This is a genomic window from Desulfatibacillum aliphaticivorans DSM 15576, assembly GCF_000429905.1.
Classification (GTDB): domain Bacteria; phylum Desulfobacterota; class Desulfobacteria; order Desulfobacterales; family Desulfatibacillaceae; genus Desulfatibacillum; species Desulfatibacillum aliphaticivorans.
On sequence record NZ_AUCT01000012.1, the window covers coordinates 39,322 to 56,842 of the forward strand.

The window sequence follows — 17,521 nt, forward strand, 5'->3', positions numbered from 1 at the left end:
AGCAGGCGTTAATTTGAAAACAAACCAGCAAACAAAGCCTTCCCCCTGCTTCAAATGCAAGCACCATTATCTTACCTGGGAGAAGGCGTTCCCCTACGGCTGCCGCGCCATGGGCTTCAAATCCAGGCAAAGCCCCTGGCTGAAGGTCAAACGTGAGACCGGCCGGGAGTGCCTTTTGTTTGAGCCCAAAAACAAGTAGGAGACTATTCCTTTTTTAAAATTTTATGACGATGGCTGTATTTGCTTTTGGCAATGACCAACTGGACCGCTTCCATGGTTTTGTTGTTCACCACGATGGGCCCGATGAGGTTCGCGGTCATGTTTTCCGGGTCGTCGGGAGGTATGCGGACCGTGACGTAAAGCTCCAGTTCCTCGCTATCGGCAAGGTCGCCTTCCCACCCGGTTTCCCTTTTCACCACCGAAGGCGGCGCCTGGTACTCGGGCATGAAATAATTGGGGTTGGTAAGCACAAAGGCCAGGCCGGGTTCATCCACGGCCTGATACCAAAAGAACGGAGAATCCGCATTGTGCTGGATGATTATAAAGCGTTTATACTCTCCGAATCCGATCATACCGGAGGGCATGGATATAATCTTGTCTTCCGTGACTTCCAAAGTTCCAAAACGTGTGGTTTCAATTTTCACCATCATATCCCGTCCGTTTGTGACTGCAGATTCCTGAGGCTGGACCATATTCCCGCTCACTTGGTTTTCTTGAGATTCAGTTGCTCAAAAAGTCCCGCCGCACCTGACAGAACATCCTGATCCATGGAGGCGGCGGACTGATTTTCCGCCTGAATGCGCTGGTACACCTCAAAGCGGTGCACGCCCACGCCTCTGGGGGCGTCAACGCCTATGCGCACCTGGGTTCCCTTGATTTCGAGAACATGTAAAACTATGTCGTCTCCAATACTTATTCTTTGGCCGGACTTCCTTGTCAGAACGAGCATTTAGCCCTCCGTGGCATGGCGCTTTTATTACAGGTAATTAACCAGGGAAACATTCAAGACTTTTGAGGCTGCCGACAACGCCGCCTGGTACGCGGTTTCCACGGCTGCAAGCTCCACGGCCGCCTCGGCGTAATCCACGTCCTCCAGGCTGGAGAGCCTCTCCGTATCCGCCAACTGCACGTCGGCCAAAATGCTTGTCCGGGCGTCCAGGCGGACCCCGCGCCCGCCGATTCTGGAAATGTTTCCGTCAATTCGATCATAGGCCGTATCCAGGTTGGTGATCTGATCCCGGATAGCTGCCCCGTCATTGTTTTCCAGGGCGGTTTTCAAGTCCGCCAGAGTGGTGAAAAGGTCTCCGAATATGGCGCCGCCGTCGCCCCCGACGGTTACCGAGGATTCCCGGCTGATGCGCACGGCGAAGGGGTTGGAATCGCCTTCATAGGTGACTGCGGTTCCGGCCAGGGTAAAGGCCGGAGAATCGTTTTGAGACCCCGCAAAGATGTAGCGGTCGCCCACCGTGGAATTTCCCAGAGTCACTGCGGTTTCCAAAAAGCCCTGAACCGCTTCGGCCGCGGCTTGCCTTTCGTCAGCGCCCACGTTGTCGGACCCCATCTGAACAGTCAACAGTTTGACTTCGGTAATCAGGTCTTCAACGTTTGTCAAAGCGCTTTCCGAAGCGGTCAGCCATGTCCGGCCCATTTCGATGTTCCGGTTCAACTGATCCACATAGCTCATGTCGGACCGGAGGTTCATGACCTGAAGCAAAGCGGACGGATCGTCCGCCATGGTCAGGATCTGCCTTTGGCTGGCTATGGTCAGATTCGCCCGGTCCATGGCCGTTGTCAGGCGGCCCAGGCCGAAAGTGACGTTGCTTGAAATGATGCTGTTAGGGACTCTCATAAAACTGCTCCCTGTTTCCGCCCTTAGCTCTTAATAGTCATAAGGGTCTGGAAAATTTCGTCCATGGTCGTGATAAGCTTGGCCGCCGCCGCATAGGATTGCTGCAACTCAATGAGCTTGGTCATTTCCTCATCCAGCGACACTCCGGAAATGCTGCCTCGCACGGTTTCCAAATTCTGCACCATGGATTCGGCGAATTCCCTGTTTCGCTCCGCCGAATTGAGGCTGGAGCCCAACGCGCTGATCATGGAGGCGTAGAACCCTTCTATGGACGCATTGACCGTAATGGAGGTATCGCTCCCGATCCGTTTGGACTGCCATTCCGTAATGGACAGGTTGGTGTATTTCAACTCGCCTATGGCCAGGGAGGTTTCATTGTTCCCGGAGGAGATTTCTCCCGTGGCTGCATCGGCCTTTCCCGCTGCGATCATGTTTCTGTCGGCGGCTATGGTTTCGTGAATCCCCATGGTCCCGCTGCCTTCTCCGGTGAAGAAGGTGTTGACGCCCAACGCCGCCAGAACATTGGATGTGTCCTCGGTAAAGCCGAAAGTATACCCCGAACCCGCCGTAATGCTTAGCCGCCCGCCCACGGTGGAGGCCGTCACGTTAAGATCAACGGCGCCCAGAGCCGTGGCAATGTCGTCCATGGTCGTGGTATTAGCTGTAATAGCAATATTTGTGCCACCGGGATTGACCACGTTCCCGGAAGCGTCGTAAACCCAAAAAGTAAAACCGCCGTCCGTAATCCGATCTCCAAAAAACAAATCCGCCGCCGCCGAGCCCACAGGCTGATTGGTCGCCGCCGCTGTGTACGATCCGGTGGTGGAGGTCAGTCCTGTCAGGCCTATGCCCTGGGAATGTACGGTGTTTACGGCCCAGATCATTTCTTTGGAGACTTCGTTCAGATTGGCCCTGAGTTCCGATATGACCGTATCCCGCATTTCCAGCCAGCCGCCCATTCGGCCTTTTTCCACATAATCTGTGATGGTCAGCTCTTTATCCGTGCCCTTTCCGTAAATAATGTCTCCCTGATGCAAATTGATGTCGAATCGGTCCGAGCCGATCACTAATGTGACGCCTCTGGGCCCCAAAACCGTCAAGGATCCGTCATCCTGCGCAAAAGTCTGCACGTCAATGTACTGAGCCAGTTCCGACATGAGATAGTTGCGCTGGTCCAGGAGGTCGTTGGGATTGGTGTTCTGGGAGGCCGCCACAATCTGCTGGTTAAGGTCCGCTATCTGGGAGGTCAGGGTGTTCACCGCCTCCACGCCGGACTGGAGGCTGATTCCCAGGTTCTCCTCTTCACCGATGAGAGCGGCGTCCAGTTCATCGATGTATTGCGCCAGGCCCAAAGCCTGTTCATACAGGACAGAGCGCTCCGCCGTACCCGCGGAGTTCAGGGAAAGATCCTCCCAGGAATTGAAAAAGTCCGAAAGCATGGTTCCCAGGCCATTGCCTTCCACTTCATTAAACAGGCCGTCCAATACTTTGCCGAAGGTTTCGATTTCCTCGGCGGAAGCCAGGCTGGACCTGTACTCCAAAAGCCTTTTCTCCACGGTTTCATCCACCAACTGGCGGATTTCGTAGGTTTCCACGCCGCGGCCGAACATGAACCCGCCCGAGGCCTGGGGCACTTTGCTTTTATTGATGACGGTCTGGAGCGTATAGCCTTCGGTATTGACGTTGGCCACGTTGTGGCTGACGACATCCATGCCGTACTGATGGGTCGCCATGGCCCCGACCGCAATATCCAATGCGGACCTGATTCCCGGCATGGCTACACCTCCTGATGCATAAGCAGATTGGAGTCGGCCCTTCTATAGACCTGTCCGCTCCTGCCGTAGGTTGGAGGATCGGCGGAATCGCCCACCATAATGGAGGAGAAAAGATCCCGGACAAACATCAGGCAATCTTCGGCGATGGCCCGATTGGCGCTGGTCAACTCCCGCACCTTGTCTTTAAGATGGTTCAACTCCACCAGGGACTGCCTGATAGTCCTGAATATGCCGGGATCCCCGCCGCTGACCACTTTGTCGATGTGCCGGATGGACACCTTGGTCTTTTTGCCGGGAAACACTTTCTGCCACAGCACGTCCACATGGGGAATGGATTCCATGATGGCCTGGGCGAGCGCCTGCTTTCTGCAGGCCATTTTCATGATGGCATCCAGATTGGCTTCCACCAAAGCCTGGCGTTCCAATTCCAGGCAGCAGATCAGCTCGTCGTGGCGTTCCATGTCATTTCTCAATATGTCTTCCAGCGCCCTGATGATATCTTCCATACTCAGGCCCTCCTTAGATCTTTACACGATCTTATATTCTTATCGGATGGGATCATTAATCCCTAAAGAACCGCTTCCAGATTACCGCCTTTCGCCGCCTGGGGGGCGTTCAACTGGCGGTACAACATCTCCCCCATTCCCAGACCGTTTCCCTCGGAGCATTTTTCCGCCAGGGTTTGGTCCAGCATGGAGGTCATGAGCTTGCTTTCGTTGGAATTTCCCAGCAAACCGCCCTGGGGCAGGGACTGGCGTCCGTTTTTCAACAGGTTGTAGATAAACAGCGACTCGAAATCACCGCATGCCTTACGCAGTTTGGCGTCTTCGGCCTGGGTTTTCATTTCCTGGGTCAGCATGGCGGAAGTTGCGGAATTGATCTGCATGGCCGGACTCCTTATAAGATCACCAGTTCGCCTTGCAGGGCGCCGGCGGCTTTAATCATTTGAAAAATGGTGATGAGATCCCGGGGGGTGACGCCAATGGCGTTAAGCGCCCGGACCAAATCGCCTATGGTCGCTCCCGCGGGAACCACCATCAGCTGCTTGTTTTCTTCAGCCACGACCACTTGGGAATCAGCGGTGACCACGGTCTGCCCGCCCGGGGCGACAACAGCGCCGTCTTCCAGGTTAAGCTGTTCGGTCTGGGAGTCGGCCGGAGGATTGGGGCTGAAAGAAGCGGGCTGGGAAACCTGGGCGCTTTCCGTGATTTGAATGCTCAGGTTGCCGTGAGCCACAGCCACCGTGGAAATGCGGACTTTCTCGCCGACGACCACGGTTCCGGTCTTCTCGTTTACGATCACCTTGGCCACGGCGTCGGGCATGATGTCCAGGTTTTCCACCATGGCCACCATGGAGACCACCTTATTCCGGTAATCCTGGGGGATGTCTATAATCACCGTGCCGGAGTCGGCGGCGTATGCCACGGGCATGCCTATTCCGTTATTGATGGCGTCCTTCATCCTGATTGCGGTGGTGAAGTCGGCGTCGTTCAATGCCAGGGTCAGTTCGTTTCTGCCCTGCAGTTGCATGGGAATCTCCCTTTCAATGGAGGCGCCGCCCACAATCCGGCCCACCGTGGGATGATTCTTGACCGCTCCGCCGCCGGCTGCGCCGCCCACGGAATAGCCGCCCACGGAAAGAGGCCCCTGGGCCAGGGCGTATACGTTGCGATCCACGCCGCGGAGAGGGGTGAGCAGCAAGGTCCCGCCCACCAGGCTTTTGGCGTCGCCCACGGAGGAAATGACCACGTCCACCTGGCTGCCGATCCTGGCGAAGGGGGGAATGTCGGCCGTCACCATGACCGCCGCCACGTTCTTGACCTTGACGTCATCCTTGCTCACATGCACTCCCATGTGCTCCATCATGTTGACCAGGCCCTGGAGGGTGAATTCCGTACCCGACTTGTCGCCGGTGCCGTTAAGACCCACCACCAGGCCGTAGCCGATCAACTGGTTGGTGCGGACGCCCTTGATGCTGGCCAGTTCCTTGATCCGGGCGGCCTGGACGGTGGAAGCCGCCAAGGTAAAGGCTGCTGCGGCAAGTAAAACCAAACGTGCTATATTCCTGACTTTAGACATATCCTTGCCTCCAATCTTCCTTAAAACGGCCACACATGATCCAGGACGCGGGTTCCCCATCCGGGAATTTGTTTGTCTGCAATCACGCCTTTGCCGTAGTACTCGATGCGGGCGTCGGCGATGTAGGTGGACTGAACCACGTTGCTGGGATCTATATCTTCGGGGCGAACAATGCCCGAGATGGTCATGTATTGAGTTTCGTTATTCACCTTGATGGCCCGGGAGCCGGAAATCTGGAGGTTGCCGTTGGCCATGACCCCCACAACGCGGCCGGACACATAAGCGGTCACGCTGCCGCTGCGGTCGTTGGTCCCCTGCCCCGTAAAGCTGGGTTTGTAACCGGCGCTCAACAGGCTGTCGCCTTTCAAATTCTTATTGGCGGCTTCCAGCCAGGTCATGTACCCGGCCAGGTCCGTCACGTCGGCGCTGACGCTGGAATCGCGGGTGGTGGTGGTCTTTGCTGTCAAGGAAGCCGTGGGGGTTTCCGTAATCCTGATGGTCACCAGGTCGCCGACCTGCCTTGCCCGCCTGTCTCCGAAAAACTGGCTTCCGCCCGGGTCGACCCACAAGGAGCCTTCGGCCGGACGAGGCGCGTTATAAGTGACGGTCGCCGGCTGCTCAAGCATGTGCTGCGGAGCGGTTGCTGCGGAAGGCGCAGGGCTGGCGAGAGTATCCTGCCTTTGGGTTGCGCACCCCATGGAGAGCGCCAGAACGATTGCCAAAATTATGATTCCTAAACGCATGATCATTTTACATCCTCCCGCCTAAAACCGGACTTCCACCTGAGCCGGACCGGTGACCCGGCAGGTGATTATTTTTTCGCTCATCTTGTTTTCCACTTCTATGGCGTCGCCCAGACCGCCGGACTCTTTGGCCAAGCCTATGGCGGTGATGGAAAGAACGCCGTTTTCCGCCATGATAGTCACGTCCTCGCCCCGTTCAACCAGGGGCGGCTTTTCCAGCATTCTGGAAAGCATGTGTTCGCCGGCGTCCATGTCCTGACGCAGCCGCATGCCTCTTACCTCTTTGGGATCGGTGACGACGCCGTCGGGCAGGCGGGAAAGGTTCCGCATTTCCACGGTTACGTCTCCAGCGGTGAGCACGTCCATGCGGTCCAGCTTGCGGGTCGCGACGACAACCGGGGCTTCGTAGTCCACCCAGGCGGCGATGCTCACCCTGCGCTCCATGTTTCCATCCACGCTGACGATTCCTTTCAGGCTGAGCTGGCCGTAATACTCATCATTGCGGCTGTCTTCCAAAACCACGTCCAGATAACCCTCAGCCACAGGGCCGTTGCCGCGCACCTGAAACCGGCTGACTTCAAAATGGCCTAGGGGCAGCTTGTCGTTTAGAAAATCGATCAGCATGTCTTCAAAATCCTGGTCGTCCACTTCCTGGAAGGAACGGTGCACTTTCACCCTGGAGGGAATTTCGACCACGGCGTTCTCGGGCAGATCCAGCCGATCCAGCTTGGCCTGGATCATGGCGCCCCGGAGGGAGCGGCGTTTGCCCGGAGCAGGCGCCCTTCCCAGGTAGACCTCATTGATTTCGTGGGAAAGAGAGTCCAGCCCGGAAATTACGGCCACGTCTCTCAAAAAGACGCTGTCTTCCTGCACCCAGGCCTCGGACGGCACACGAATTTCGGGCCCCTTGGCGATTGCAGCGCCGGCCGCCAAGGCTGAGAATACGGCCAGGCTGGTTAACATAACGGCGAGCTTATGGGCGGAAAGACGTCTCATGGATTATTACCTCTTCACGTTGTTGGCTATCTGCAGCATGCTGTCTGCCGTCTGGATAGCCTTGGAGTTTGCTTCGTAGGCCCGCTGGGCGATGATCATGGTCACCATTTCTTCCACCACGTTCACGTTGGACATTTCCAAAAAGCCCTGGCTGATGGTGCCAAAACCTTCGTCGCCGGGCGTTCCTTCCACTTCCTCGCCGGAAGCCTCGGTGGTTTTGTACAGGTTGCGGCCCATGGAGTAGAGTCCCGCGGGGTTGGCGAAGTCGTAAAGCGTGATGTCGTAGGTGGCCACTTCTTCGTTGGCCGGGCCGAAAGCCGTGAGCTTGCCGCCGGAATCCACGGAAATGAGAACCGCATCCGCGGGTACGGCGAATTCAGGCTGCAGCCTTTCACCGGCGGCGGTGGTGATGTAGCCTTCGGAATCGATCTTGAAACTGCCGGCCCGAGTGTAGACTTCCTCGTTGTTGCTCAACACTTTAAAAAAGCCGTTTCCTTCAATGGCCCAGTCCAAATCGTTGCCGGTCTGGCTGTAATCGCCCTGGACGAAAATCTTTTGCACGCCCGTGGGTTTGGAGCCCATGCCGACCTGGAGGCCCGTGGGAAGTTGCGTTCCGCCCGTAGTTGTCGCGCCTGCCACCCGGATCGTCTGATACATGAGATCCTGAAAATCGGGCCTGCTGCGTTTGAACGCGGTGGTGTTGATGTTGGCCAGGTTGTTGGAAACAACATCAATATTGAGCTGTTGAGCCTCCATCCCGGTTGCTGCTGTCCATAATCCTCGTAACATGGCTATTGCCTCCCTTTTTACCTCAGCATGCCTACTTCGCTGACGGCTTTGGTATCCATTTCACTGGCTGTGTTCATATATTTTTGAAAGGTCTCATAAGTTCTTAACGACTCCATCATCTTGACCATTTCCTGGGGAACGATCACATTGGATTGCTCCAGGTAGCCCTGGTTAACTATCGTCCCTTCGGGGCGCTCCAGCCGCTCGCCTGCGCCGCCTTCCGAAACGTAATAAGTAGCGCCTTCTTTGGAGAGCATTTTGGGGTTTTCAAAATTGACCACGGCAATGGTTTCCAGTTCCTTGCCGTCCACCATGAGGGTTCCGTCAGGGGCTACGGACAGGTCGCCGCCGTCCACCACAATAGGGGCGCCCCGGTCGCTCAGGAGCTTGTCGCCGGCCGCATTGACGATTTCCTTGTCCGCGTTCAGCAAAAAACGCCCCTGGCGAGTATAGCGAAGCCCGTTCTCGCCCTGCATTTCAAAGAAACCTTCGCCCTGGATGGAAAAGTCCAACTCATTTCCCGTGTGCTGCAAAGGCCCTTCGGACATATCGGTCTCGGTGTAGGGCTTGGAGTTTTTATCCAGGGCGTATATGTCGCGCTTGAATCCAGGGGTGGAGACGTTGGCCAGGTTATTGGAGATAACCTCAAACCGTTCGTACTCGTTATAAAAGCCCTTGGTTGCGTATATGGTTCCTATGTTCATGCTTCCTCCTTGGTTTGCCCTGAGTCGGGTTGACCGGTGAAATTGCAACCCGGGCGCCAAATGGAAAAAATCGGAAATCATGATTTTAACTCATTGATTTTATACGAATTAAAAATTTGGACTTTTTTGAAAGGAAGGAATAACAGGGAAAAAAAGGTAAAAAATGCATGCCAAATCCAGGAAAAAAATGCCTAGCGGTCCATTTTTGCCTGATTGCTTTTGTAGACGAAGGAAAGAAGCTCCGCCACCACCACATAGAGTTCGGCCGGAATTTCCTCGTTCAGGTCCAGACGGGCCAGAACCTCCACCAGGTCCGGGTCTTCCTGGACCGGCACCCCATGTTTGCGGGCGAGATCGATGATTTTTTCCGCAATAATCCCTTTGCCGGTGGCGGTGACGCGGGGAGCGTTGTCCGCGAGGGCGTTATATTTAAGGGCGACGGCTTTTTTTATGGATTTTTTCATGTTCAGCGCCTTAAATCACAAAATCCAGCCCGTTTGGAGGTTCGGAAAACAATTCGTCGGCCAGGGAGATGTTTTCCAAATAAGACTGTTCCTCCACATGAAAGGTCAGATCCATGAGCTGAAAGCCATGGCCGACCAGCCTGCTTTCCAGTTCATGAGCCCTGGCTTTTAAAAAATCCGCATTTTCCTGAGAAGAAAGGCTAAAACCGGCGCGCAAAAACCGGCCCAGCAGCGCCGCGTCAGCCCGAATTGGCCCTAAAGCGGATAAATCCAGACATAAGGAAGCGGTTATCAGGCGGTCTTTGCCTGCTTCATCCTTACCGCCGGACTCCCTGGACAAATCGGCCATGAACTGCACAAACCGGTGCTCTCCTCCCTGCAAAAACGGAACGGACAGGAAAAACCGCCCGTTCTCCTCCATGGCGGTGACATTGGCAAGCTGAAGGCCTTGCAGGTTATCTACAAAGGCCGCCAGTCTTTCGGCCTGGGGCGTGTTTTGCATTTCAGGACGGGATAAAAGCTGCATGACCAGGGCTTTCAAGTCGTTATCCAGCAAAGCCTGGGGCGATTGGAAGGGATTGGCTGAGGCGGCCTGAGCGCCCAGCTTGCTCTCCCACATCATGCCGGAATTCTGCACAAAATTCCTGACAGCATCAGCCGTGAGCGGCTTGCCGCCCCCCAGCGTCAGTCGGCTTAGAAGGTTGCTCAGGGCTTGCAACTCCTCTTTGGCGGCGGGGGGCGCCTTTGCCGCGGCGCCCTCCCCTTTCAGATCCAGCAGCCCCATCAAGTCCTTGAAAGGAGATTGCCGCAATCCATCCACCAGCTTGGCGAGCGCCCTGCCCTGGCTTTCGGCCTGAGCTTCTTTGGCCAGGGCCAAAACAGGCACGGGATCCACGCTTTTAACTTCCATCAAATAGACTTTTCCGGGAATGAGTTCGGCGTTGGATTGAGCGATTATCTGATTGCCCCGGACCGAAAGCAAGAATTGTCCGGGGTTTAAGCTCTTTAAGACTTTCGCGGAGAGGACGTCTTTGGGGTTAAAGACGAATTTCGCCTTGGGATCCGCCAATTGCAGGAGGTCCGGGCCGAACCGGCGGATATTGCCTGGATCAATGGGGAGGGCCATGGCGAGTCTCGATAAAAATTAGGTTGCAGTTTTCCACGTCTCTAATAGTTGCATAAACCTTTTATTATGTAGGGTTTCGCAAGCTCAACCCAACGATTCTATCGGGGTGATCGTCGGGTTACGAAGTCCGGCGTTGCGCTTCTCATGGGCGAAAACGCGGGTGAACTTCAAACCCGACATAGACTCACCCAAATTCGTCCTGAAAAACCATTTCCTAAAGTCTCAAACGTCAAACGTAGATTTGACCCCATTGCTTTACGCCCCGCTCATTTTTTCAAATTTACGCTTGAGGCTGATGACCATGTCCACCTCGCCAAGGGGCATTTGCAGGCGGGAGGCGATTTCCTTGGGGGGCAGGCCTTTGGCGTCCAGGGCGACCACCTTTTGCTGCAGATCCACCACATGGTCGGAATGAACCTGTTTTCCGCCTTTCCTTGAAGGGTTTTGTTCGCCCAATAGGGTTTCGGCGCGCTTTAGCAAGAGATTCAAGCTGATGATGCGGGCGTCCAGATCGTGGTTGATCTTATTGATAATGGCTCGTTTTTCGGTAAGTTGGCCGTCAAATGCTTCGGCCAGCTTGCGCGACTCCTCCAAAACGGGCTCCAAAACCCGGGAGACGGCCATGAGAGCGGCTTCTTTGGGGACTTCAGGGCCTTTTGAAAAACGCCTCCAAACTAGAAACACCACCAGGATCAGGGCCGCGTCCATGACCACCTGGCTGATAATCCAAAATTCCAAAGGAAAGTTTTGCAGCATAAAATCCAATCTCTTTCCGCCTATATCACAACATCCACAATGCCGCCGGCATTATCCTTGACCGGTTTTCTGGGGGCGGTCCGCTCATCGTTTTCCGAAGAGTCGCGGGAGTCGTCCTTTTCTTCCGGATTAGCCCGCCTCTTCTTCCATTTTTCGCGATCAGCGCCCTGATCCTTGACCGGCGTAACCCCTTTAACGGCGTCTGGGGGCTCTGGCCGAAATCTGATATCCATTTCGCCTCCTTGTGCCTGCCGGATGAGGGATTGCGCGCATACCGGAATTTACACCGAGTACTGATTGGAAAAAATCACCTTTTGAATCCCCATTGTCGAGAACACGGATTTCAACTTGGCCGCCAACAAATTTTGCAGGGATCCGCTAAAGGCTTCCTTGTCTCCCACGCGATCCATTTCCTCCAGGACCGTATCGTATATGACCCCCCTGAGGAGCGGCCTGTTAGCCTCAAGCAGGGCGTATGTTTCTTTTTCGTCAATTTCTAGCGCAACCCTTAGAAATAAATATGTTTTTCTTGAAGCATCCTCATATGGGATGATGAAAGGCTCCAATTCCAGCCGCACGTTGCGCACTCCGCCGTACCTTTCGACGGTGGGACCCGAGGCAATCGGAGCCTCAGCCGGGACCTGGGCCGGAGCCTGCGCCGGCGCGGCTTCGGGCGCTTTTTCCTCTGTGGCCTGGGCCTTGTCATCCGGCGCATCCAGGGCGCCGCTGATCATGAAAAAACTCACCACTCCTACTGCCAGCACGATAACTGCGGCTGCAGGGATCATGATCCATTTTTTTTTAAAGGAAAATTTCGATTTTTCAGGAGTTTCCTCCTCATCCCCCATGCTATCAAACATGGCGGGATCAGGAACAAACGCCTGGTCCGTTTCACCTTCATGGCCCCAGGAGTCGTCAATTTCCGCCTCAACGCCGGTTCCGCCGCCCCACTCGGTTCCCGCGTCCGAATCGAGTTCGTTTCCGCCGCCCCAGGAGTCTCCGCGGGCGTCGTCTCCCGATCCTCCCCAGGGTTCTTCGGCCGGTTTCTCCCTTTTGGCGCTGCCGCCCAAAATCACGGTGTCGGGCATAGTGGTGTCGTCTTGATCGTCCATGATTTTACATCCTTGCTTCCTGCGTTTTGAGCTTGCTTCTCAGCTTGATCATGCATTGAGTATGAATCTGGCAGATGCGGGACTCGGTCAGCCCCATCACCTCGCCGACTTCCTTGAGGGTTAGCTCGTCCTGATAGTACAAAGACAAGATCTGCTGCTCCTTGGGAGTCAGGCTGGAAATGGACTGGGCCAGGATTTTCTTGAATTCCGAATCCATAAGATCCCGGTCGGGGTTAGCGTTATCCTCCAGAAGATCCACATGGGTCCTGCGGCCGTCCTTGGTGTTGTCGTTGCTCCAAAGGGGTTCGTCCAGGCTGACCAATTCAATGCCGCCCGCTTTGGACAGCATGTTCTGATAGGTGTCCATGTCCACGCCAAGCTCATTGGCGATTTCCTCGGCGTCCGCAGGCCGGCTTTCCCTTTTTTCCACCCTGTTGACGGCCTGCTCGATTTCCTGAACCTTTTTTCTTACTGAACGGGGGACCCAATCCATGGCGCGCAACTCATCCAGCATGGCGCCTCGAATCCGAAATTCGGCGTAGGTCCTGAATTTTACGCCACGGCCTTCGTCATATTTATCGAGGGCGTCCAACAGCCCCATGATGCCCGCGCTGATGAGGTCGTCCACATTCACGCTGGGGGGCAGACGCATAGCCAGGCGATGAGCGCATAATTTGGCCAGATAAGCGTATTTCGTAATCAGCTCATCACGCTTGGCCCGTTCTTTAGATTTTTCTCTCGGTACATGTGCTGCGTTTTTCATGGCACGCCCTTGAGGTGTTATCCAGGTTTGCATAAAATTCATTATTTCCTATTTTGGGGCTACCAGCCGTCTAAAGAAAAATTTGATGTTTCCGTCTGCTGAACTGTCTTCGCCCTTGGATAAAAAGCGTTCCGCTAATTCGTTAATGCCTTTGCCGGCCATGCTTTTTGGATACAACATAAGCAGTGGGGCCTGCTTTTTCACCGATTTGAGTACATGGTCGTCTCGTTTGATGCATCCCATGTATTCCAGGGAGATATCCTGCAAAAACCGCAGCAAAGCGTTGCTCAGGCTTTTGAAAACCAGATCGGCTTCGGCCTCGTTGTTCACCATGTTCACCAAAAGTTTAAAGGTGCGGGTTCCATGCCGGGTGAACATGACCTTCATCAGGGCATAGGCGTCGGTGATGGACGTGGGCTCGGGAGTGGCGATGACGATCCTTTCCCTGGCTGCGGCGTTGAAATAAACGATGTTGGAGGAAATTCCCGCGCCGGTGTCGATGAGGAATATGTCGTAGTCCTCTTCCAACCCGTCGAATTCGGAAAGCAGATTCAGTTTTTCCCCCTGGGTCAGATGCACCAGATCCGCCAGCCCCGAACTGGCCGGGATGACGGAAACGCCTTCCGGGCCTTTGACAATGACGTCCTTGAGGTCCTTCTCCCCGGTCAACACATGTTTTATGGTGAACTCAGGGTGCAGACCGTAAATGATGTCTATATTGGCCAAACCCAGGTCTCCGTCCAGAATCAAAACCCGCTTGCCCATCCTGGAGAGGGCGATGGCGAGATTGCCCACAATATTGGTTTTACCCACGCCCCCTTTGCCGCTTGTGACCGCCACCACTCTGGGAAAGCCTTGGGCGGCGACTCCGGGCTTCTCAACGATTTCTTCCTGCAAACCGTTCATTTTGTCCTTCACCATGCGCCTCAGGCCGTCGGCCTGATCCGGTGTTTTTTTGTCCAGGCCGCGCATTTTCACCACCCGGCCCTTCTCAACTCCTGCGCTGTTAATGGACTGCGTCATACTGATAACCCCATAGCATTCGGCTCGCCTGCCGCCGAATAATCTTCAAATGACCCTTGTAAATCCGAGAACAACAGGTTTCTCATAGTTTCCCGGTCGGCTCTGAAAAAGTCTTCGGGAACCCTTTGCCCTGTACTGATGAAGGAAACCGGCATGGGTCTTTTTAATACCTGGTTCACAATGGCGCCGCGCTTTTTGGTTTCATCAGTCTTGGTGAACACATAGGAACTGAAATCCAGACCGCCAAAACGCTTGGCCGTCTCTTCCATCTCTGACTCGCAGGTGACGGCGGATAAAACCAAGTGGATGTCAATTCTGCGTTCTCCGTCAAAAAGAGCCTCCATCTCCCGCATGCGCTGGGTGTCGTACTGGCTTTGACCCGCGGTATCTATGAGGACTACATCCTTGTCCGCCAGCCGCCCCAGGGCGTATTGCAGATCTTTTTGATTAAAAGCCTGGAGACAGGGCAGTCCAAGGATGGAGGCGTAAGTCTTAAGCTGCTCCGCGGCTCCAATGCGGTAATTGTCAATGGACAGCAAGCCCACGTTCTTCTTTCTTGTCAGGTGCAAATCTGCTGCCAACTTGGCGATTGTGGTGGTCTTTCCCACACCCGTGGGCCCCACAAAGGCGCAAACCGCCTGGCCGGCCTTTATTTCGCAAGGTCTGGAAAAATTAAAACCTTTAAGGACCAGGTTCACAACCGCCTTAAAAAGCCGGGCCGGATCGCCGCCGGGCGCGGACGCCCTTGCCTGATCCACCCAGTCCCTGGCATGGACGGTGGATATTCCGGCCCGTACCAGGGCCACATACACCTGAGTCGCCGCAGGATCGGACAGAAGCATGCCCAGTGCATCCTCACGATGCCCCAACAGGGAGAACAACTCCCGCAGCCGGTTCATCTCCACGGACCCTTGCGCCGTCTCCAAAGGCTTGCTGGGACGCCTGGGCCTGAGATCCACCAAAGGCTCTTCCTGGGCGGGTTCTTCCACCAGTTGGGGATTCCCCTTTTGGGAAGGAATGGCGGTTACCTCAAAGCGCTGACGCACCCCCGGCCCCCATTCTCCATCCTGCACAGGAATCTTTTTGGTGGACACGATCAAAGCGTCTGCTCCCAAATCCTTTTTGACCAGGGCCATGGCGTCCTTGATAGAATTTGCCTGATACCTTTTAACGCGCATGTGTCAAACTAACCTTCCCGACAGATTTGAACTGAACCTTATTCACAACTTCGCTGTGACTCATGACCATGAGGGACGGCGCAAATTGCTCCACCATCCTCCTGAAATGCCGCCTTAAGACGGGCGAGCACAACACAATGGGCTGGAGGCCCATGGCCATGCCGCGCTCCATTTCCGAACTCACGGCCGTCATGATCTGCCCCGCAATCTTGGGATCCACGGACAAATAAGATCCGTGCTCCGTATGCTGGATATTCCGGTTCAACGTATCTTCCACTTCCGGATCCAGAGTGATGACGGACAAGGTTCTATCCTCGCCCAGATACGGCATGACTATGGCCCTGGCCAGGCGCTGCCGGACGTATTCGGTCAGCAGGTCCGGGTCCTTGGACATGGGCGCGTAGTCGGCCAGGGTCTCCACGATGGTGAGCATATCCCTTATGGAGACGTTCTCACGCAGCAGGTTTTGCAGCACCTTTTGGATGCCGCCCACGCTCATCTGGTTGGGGATAAGCTCTTCCACGGCCTTGGGATGCGTCTTGCCCAGGTTGTCCAACAGAGCCTGAACCTCCTGGCGGCCCAACAGGTCGTCGGCGTGGCGGCGGATCAATTCGGTCAAGTGCGTAGCCACCACGGCCGCGTTATCCACCACCGTGTATCCTGCGAACTTGGCTTCGTCTTCCTTATCCTTGAGCACCCAGATGGCGGGCAGGTCAAAGGCGGGCTCCCGGGTGGTGACTCCGTCCACTTTGTGAAGGACCCCGCCGGGGTCCATGGCCAGCAAATGGTTGGTCATGAGTTCAAAACGGCCGGACTCCACGCCCTTGATTAAAATGCGATATTCAGCAGGCTTAAGATTTAAATTGTCCCGAATATGAATGGGCGGCACCACCATGCCCATTTCGGTTGCAAACTGCCTGCGGATGGAGCGGATGCGCTCCAGGAGTTCGCCGTTTTGCTCGCGATCCACCAAGGGAATGATTCCGTAGCCCACCTCCAGTTCCATGGGATCCAAAGAAAGCAGATGCTCCACGGGCTCCGGCCCCTTTTCCACAGGAAGCTCCTCTTCGGCCATCTCCTCTTCCTGGCGTTCGATAGCCGCTTCACCGGCGGTTTTCCTGACGTACCAGGCTATGCCGCTCACCGTAAGCCCCAGAAAAATGAAGGGAATGTGGGGGAGTCCGGGTATGAGGCCGAACATAAAGATGACGAAGGCGCCGAGAAAGATGGCTCTTGGCTGGGCCGAAAGCTGCCTGGCGAAATCAGCGCCCATGCTGTTTTCGGAGGCGGAGCGGCTGACCAGGATGCCTGCGGCGGTGGATATGATGAGGGCGGGAATCTGGGAAACCAGACCATCGCCCACGGTCAACAAGGTGTAGTTTTGAGCGGCGACCACCATGGGCATGCCCTGCTGCAAGACGCCGATGACAAACCCGCCTATGATATTGATGACGGTGATGATGATGCCGGCAATGGCGTCTCCGCGAACGAACTTGCTGGCGCCGTCCATGGCCCCGTGGAATTCCGCCTCCCGGGAGATTTCATCGCGCCTTTTTCGCGCCTGGCTCTCATCAATGAGCCCTGCGTTCAAATCGGCGTCAATGGCCATTTGCTTGCCGGGCATGGCGTCCAAAGTAAAACGGGCCGCCACTTCGGCGATGCGCCCGGCGCCTTTGGTGATAACCACAAAGTTGATCAAAACCAATATGGCGAAAACGACAAGCCCCACCACATAATTGCCGCCCACCACAAAACTGCCGAAGGACTTGATGACCTTTCCGGCGGCCATGGCGCCTTCGTTGCCGTGAAGCAGAATCAAGCGGGTTGACGCCACGTTTAAGGAAAGCCTGAATAAGGTGGTTACAAGCAATAAGGTGGGAAAAATGTCAAAGTCCAATGGCCTGATTGTGTACATTGCCATAAGTATGACGATAATCGCCAAGGTGATGTTGGCGGCCAGCAGAAAGTCCAGTATAAAGGACGGCAGGGGAATGATCATGACCATGAGAATGGCTATCACTCCCAGCATGACCAGCGCATCGCTGGAGTTCGAAAAAATGCTTTGCTTTAAATTTCCCATTGCCATGTTCGCCATACTAGCATCCTTGCCATATTCCTTGCCTTAACCTGTCATAATTGGCGAAAGCGTCAAATTTTCGACTAT

The 17,521-nt window shown here is 55.2% G+C and carries 21 protein-coding genes; 1 reads left to right on the plus strand and 20 read right to left on the minus strand.

Features of this window, described 5'->3' with window-relative positions; all coding sequences use genetic code 11:
* Positions 1–13 precede the first annotated feature (13 nt).
* Positions 14–199, plus strand: coding sequence for a hypothetical protein (locus G491_RS0113095; protein WP_012610124.1), 186 nt, complete (start codon positions 14–16; stop codon positions 197–199).
* 4 nt (positions 200–203) lie between these two features.
* Here G491_RS0113095 and fliW read toward each other — a convergent pair whose 3' ends face one another.
* The 20 genes from fliW to flhA form a co-directional block, all read right to left on the minus strand.
* Positions 204–650: a flagellar assembly protein FliW gene (fliW, locus tag G491_RS0113100; protein WP_012610125.1), complete on the minus strand. Its 447-nt coding sequence runs from the start codon at positions 648–650 to the stop codon at positions 204–206.
* A 50-nt stretch (positions 651–700) separates the two neighbouring features.
* A complete protein-coding gene (csrA, locus tag G491_RS0113105) occupies positions 701–949 on the minus strand; it encodes a carbon storage regulator CsrA (protein ID WP_012610126.1) in 249 nt (82 codons plus the stop codon).
* Between the two features lie 27 nt (positions 950–976).
* Positions 977–1,849 (minus strand): flagellar hook-associated protein FlgL, encoded by an 873-nt coding sequence (flgL, locus tag G491_RS0113110; RefSeq protein WP_012610127.1) that lies wholly within the window; start codon positions 1,847–1,849, stop codon positions 977–979.
* Between the two features lie 23 nt (positions 1,850–1,872).
* Positions 1,873–3,624: a flagellar hook-associated protein FlgK gene (flgK, locus tag G491_RS0113115; RefSeq protein ID WP_028314925.1), complete on the minus strand. Its 1,752-nt coding sequence runs from the start codon at positions 3,622–3,624 to the stop codon at positions 1,873–1,875.
* 2 nt (positions 3,625–3,626) lie between these two features.
* Positions 3,627–4,130, minus strand: a complete 504-nt coding sequence (flgN, locus tag G491_RS0113120) for a flagellar export chaperone FlgN (RefSeq protein ID WP_028314926.1) — start codon at positions 4,128–4,130, stop codon at positions 3,627–3,629.
* Between the two features lie 62 nt (positions 4,131–4,192).
* Entirely contained in the window at positions 4,193–4,510 is a 318-nt protein-coding gene (locus G491_RS30715) for a rod-binding protein (protein ID WP_051327239.1), read from the minus strand.
* Between the two features lie 11 nt (positions 4,511–4,521).
* Positions 4,522–5,703, minus strand: a complete 1,182-nt coding sequence (locus G491_RS0113130) for a flagellar basal body P-ring protein FlgI (RefSeq protein ID WP_028314927.1) — start codon at positions 5,701–5,703, stop codon at positions 4,522–4,524.
* Between the two features lie 20 nt (positions 5,704–5,723).
* Positions 5,724–6,452, minus strand: a complete 729-nt coding sequence (locus G491_RS0113135; RefSeq protein WP_028314928.1) for a flagellar basal body L-ring protein FlgH — start codon at positions 6,450–6,452, stop codon at positions 5,724–5,726.
* Positions 6,453–6,467: 15 nt separating this feature from the next.
* Positions 6,468–7,442: a flagellar basal body P-ring formation chaperone FlgA gene (gene flgA / locus G491_RS0113140; RefSeq protein ID WP_028314929.1), complete on the minus strand. Its 975-nt coding sequence runs from the start codon at positions 7,440–7,442 to the stop codon at positions 6,468–6,470.
* Between the two features lie 6 nt (positions 7,443–7,448).
* The gene (gene flgG / locus G491_RS0113145; RefSeq protein WP_012610134.1) at positions 7,449–8,231 is read right to left on the minus strand and encodes a flagellar basal-body rod protein FlgG; all 783 of its coding nucleotides are present in this window, start codon (positions 8,229–8,231) and stop codon (positions 7,449–7,451) included.
* Between the two features lie 17 nt (positions 8,232–8,248).
* A complete protein-coding gene (locus G491_RS30720) occupies positions 8,249–8,935 on the minus strand; it encodes a flagellar hook-basal body protein (RefSeq protein ID WP_051327240.1) in 687 nt (228 codons plus the stop codon).
* A 191-nt stretch (positions 8,936–9,126) separates the two neighbouring features.
* Positions 9,127–9,399 (minus strand): EscU/YscU/HrcU family type III secretion system export apparatus switch protein, encoded by a 273-nt coding sequence (locus G491_RS0113160; protein WP_012610136.1) that lies wholly within the window; start codon positions 9,397–9,399, stop codon positions 9,127–9,129.
* 10 nt (positions 9,400–9,409) lie between these two features.
* Positions 9,410–10,525, minus strand: a complete 1,116-nt coding sequence (locus G491_RS0113165; RefSeq protein WP_028314930.1) for a flagellar hook-length control protein FliK — start codon at positions 10,523–10,525, stop codon at positions 9,410–9,412.
* Positions 10,526–10,780: 255 nt separating this feature from the next.
* Positions 10,781–11,281: a hypothetical protein gene (locus G491_RS0113170; RefSeq protein ID WP_157468254.1), complete on the minus strand. Its 501-nt coding sequence runs from the start codon at positions 11,279–11,281 to the stop codon at positions 10,781–10,783.
* Positions 11,282–11,301: 20 nt separating this feature from the next.
* Positions 11,302–11,514, minus strand: coding sequence for a hypothetical protein (locus tag G491_RS0113175; RefSeq protein WP_012610139.1), 213 nt, complete (start codon positions 11,512–11,514; stop codon positions 11,302–11,304).
* 48 nt (positions 11,515–11,562) lie between these two features.
* Positions 11,563–12,393 carry a flagellar basal body-associated FliL family protein gene (locus tag G491_RS0113180; protein WP_028314932.1) on the minus strand — a complete coding sequence of 277 codons (831 nt, stop codon included), beginning with the start codon at positions 12,391–12,393 and terminating at the stop codon, positions 11,563–11,565.
* Positions 12,394–12,397: 4 nt separating this feature from the next.
* Positions 12,398–13,156 (minus strand): FliA/WhiG family RNA polymerase sigma factor, encoded by a 759-nt coding sequence (locus tag G491_RS0113185; protein WP_012610141.1) that lies wholly within the window; start codon positions 13,154–13,156, stop codon positions 12,398–12,400.
* Positions 13,157–13,204: 48 nt separating this feature from the next.
* Positions 13,205–14,179: a MinD/ParA family protein gene (locus G491_RS0113190; RefSeq protein WP_028314933.1), complete on the minus strand. Its 975-nt coding sequence runs from the start codon at positions 14,177–14,179 to the stop codon at positions 13,205–13,207.
* Positions 14,176–15,357, minus strand: coding sequence for a flagellar biosynthesis GTPase FlhF (flhF, locus tag G491_RS30725; protein ID WP_051327241.1), 1,182 nt, complete (start codon positions 15,355–15,357; stop codon positions 14,176–14,178). Before flhF ends, G491_RS0113190 begins: the two co-directional genes overlap by 4 nt.
* The gene (flhA, locus tag G491_RS0113200; RefSeq protein ID WP_028314934.1) at positions 15,347–17,452 is read right to left on the minus strand and encodes a flagellar biosynthesis protein FlhA; all 2,106 of its coding nucleotides are present in this window, start codon (positions 17,450–17,452) and stop codon (positions 15,347–15,349) included. The genes flhF and flhA overlap by 11 nt, the downstream gene beginning before the upstream one ends.
* Positions 17,453–17,521 lie beyond the last annotated feature (69 nt).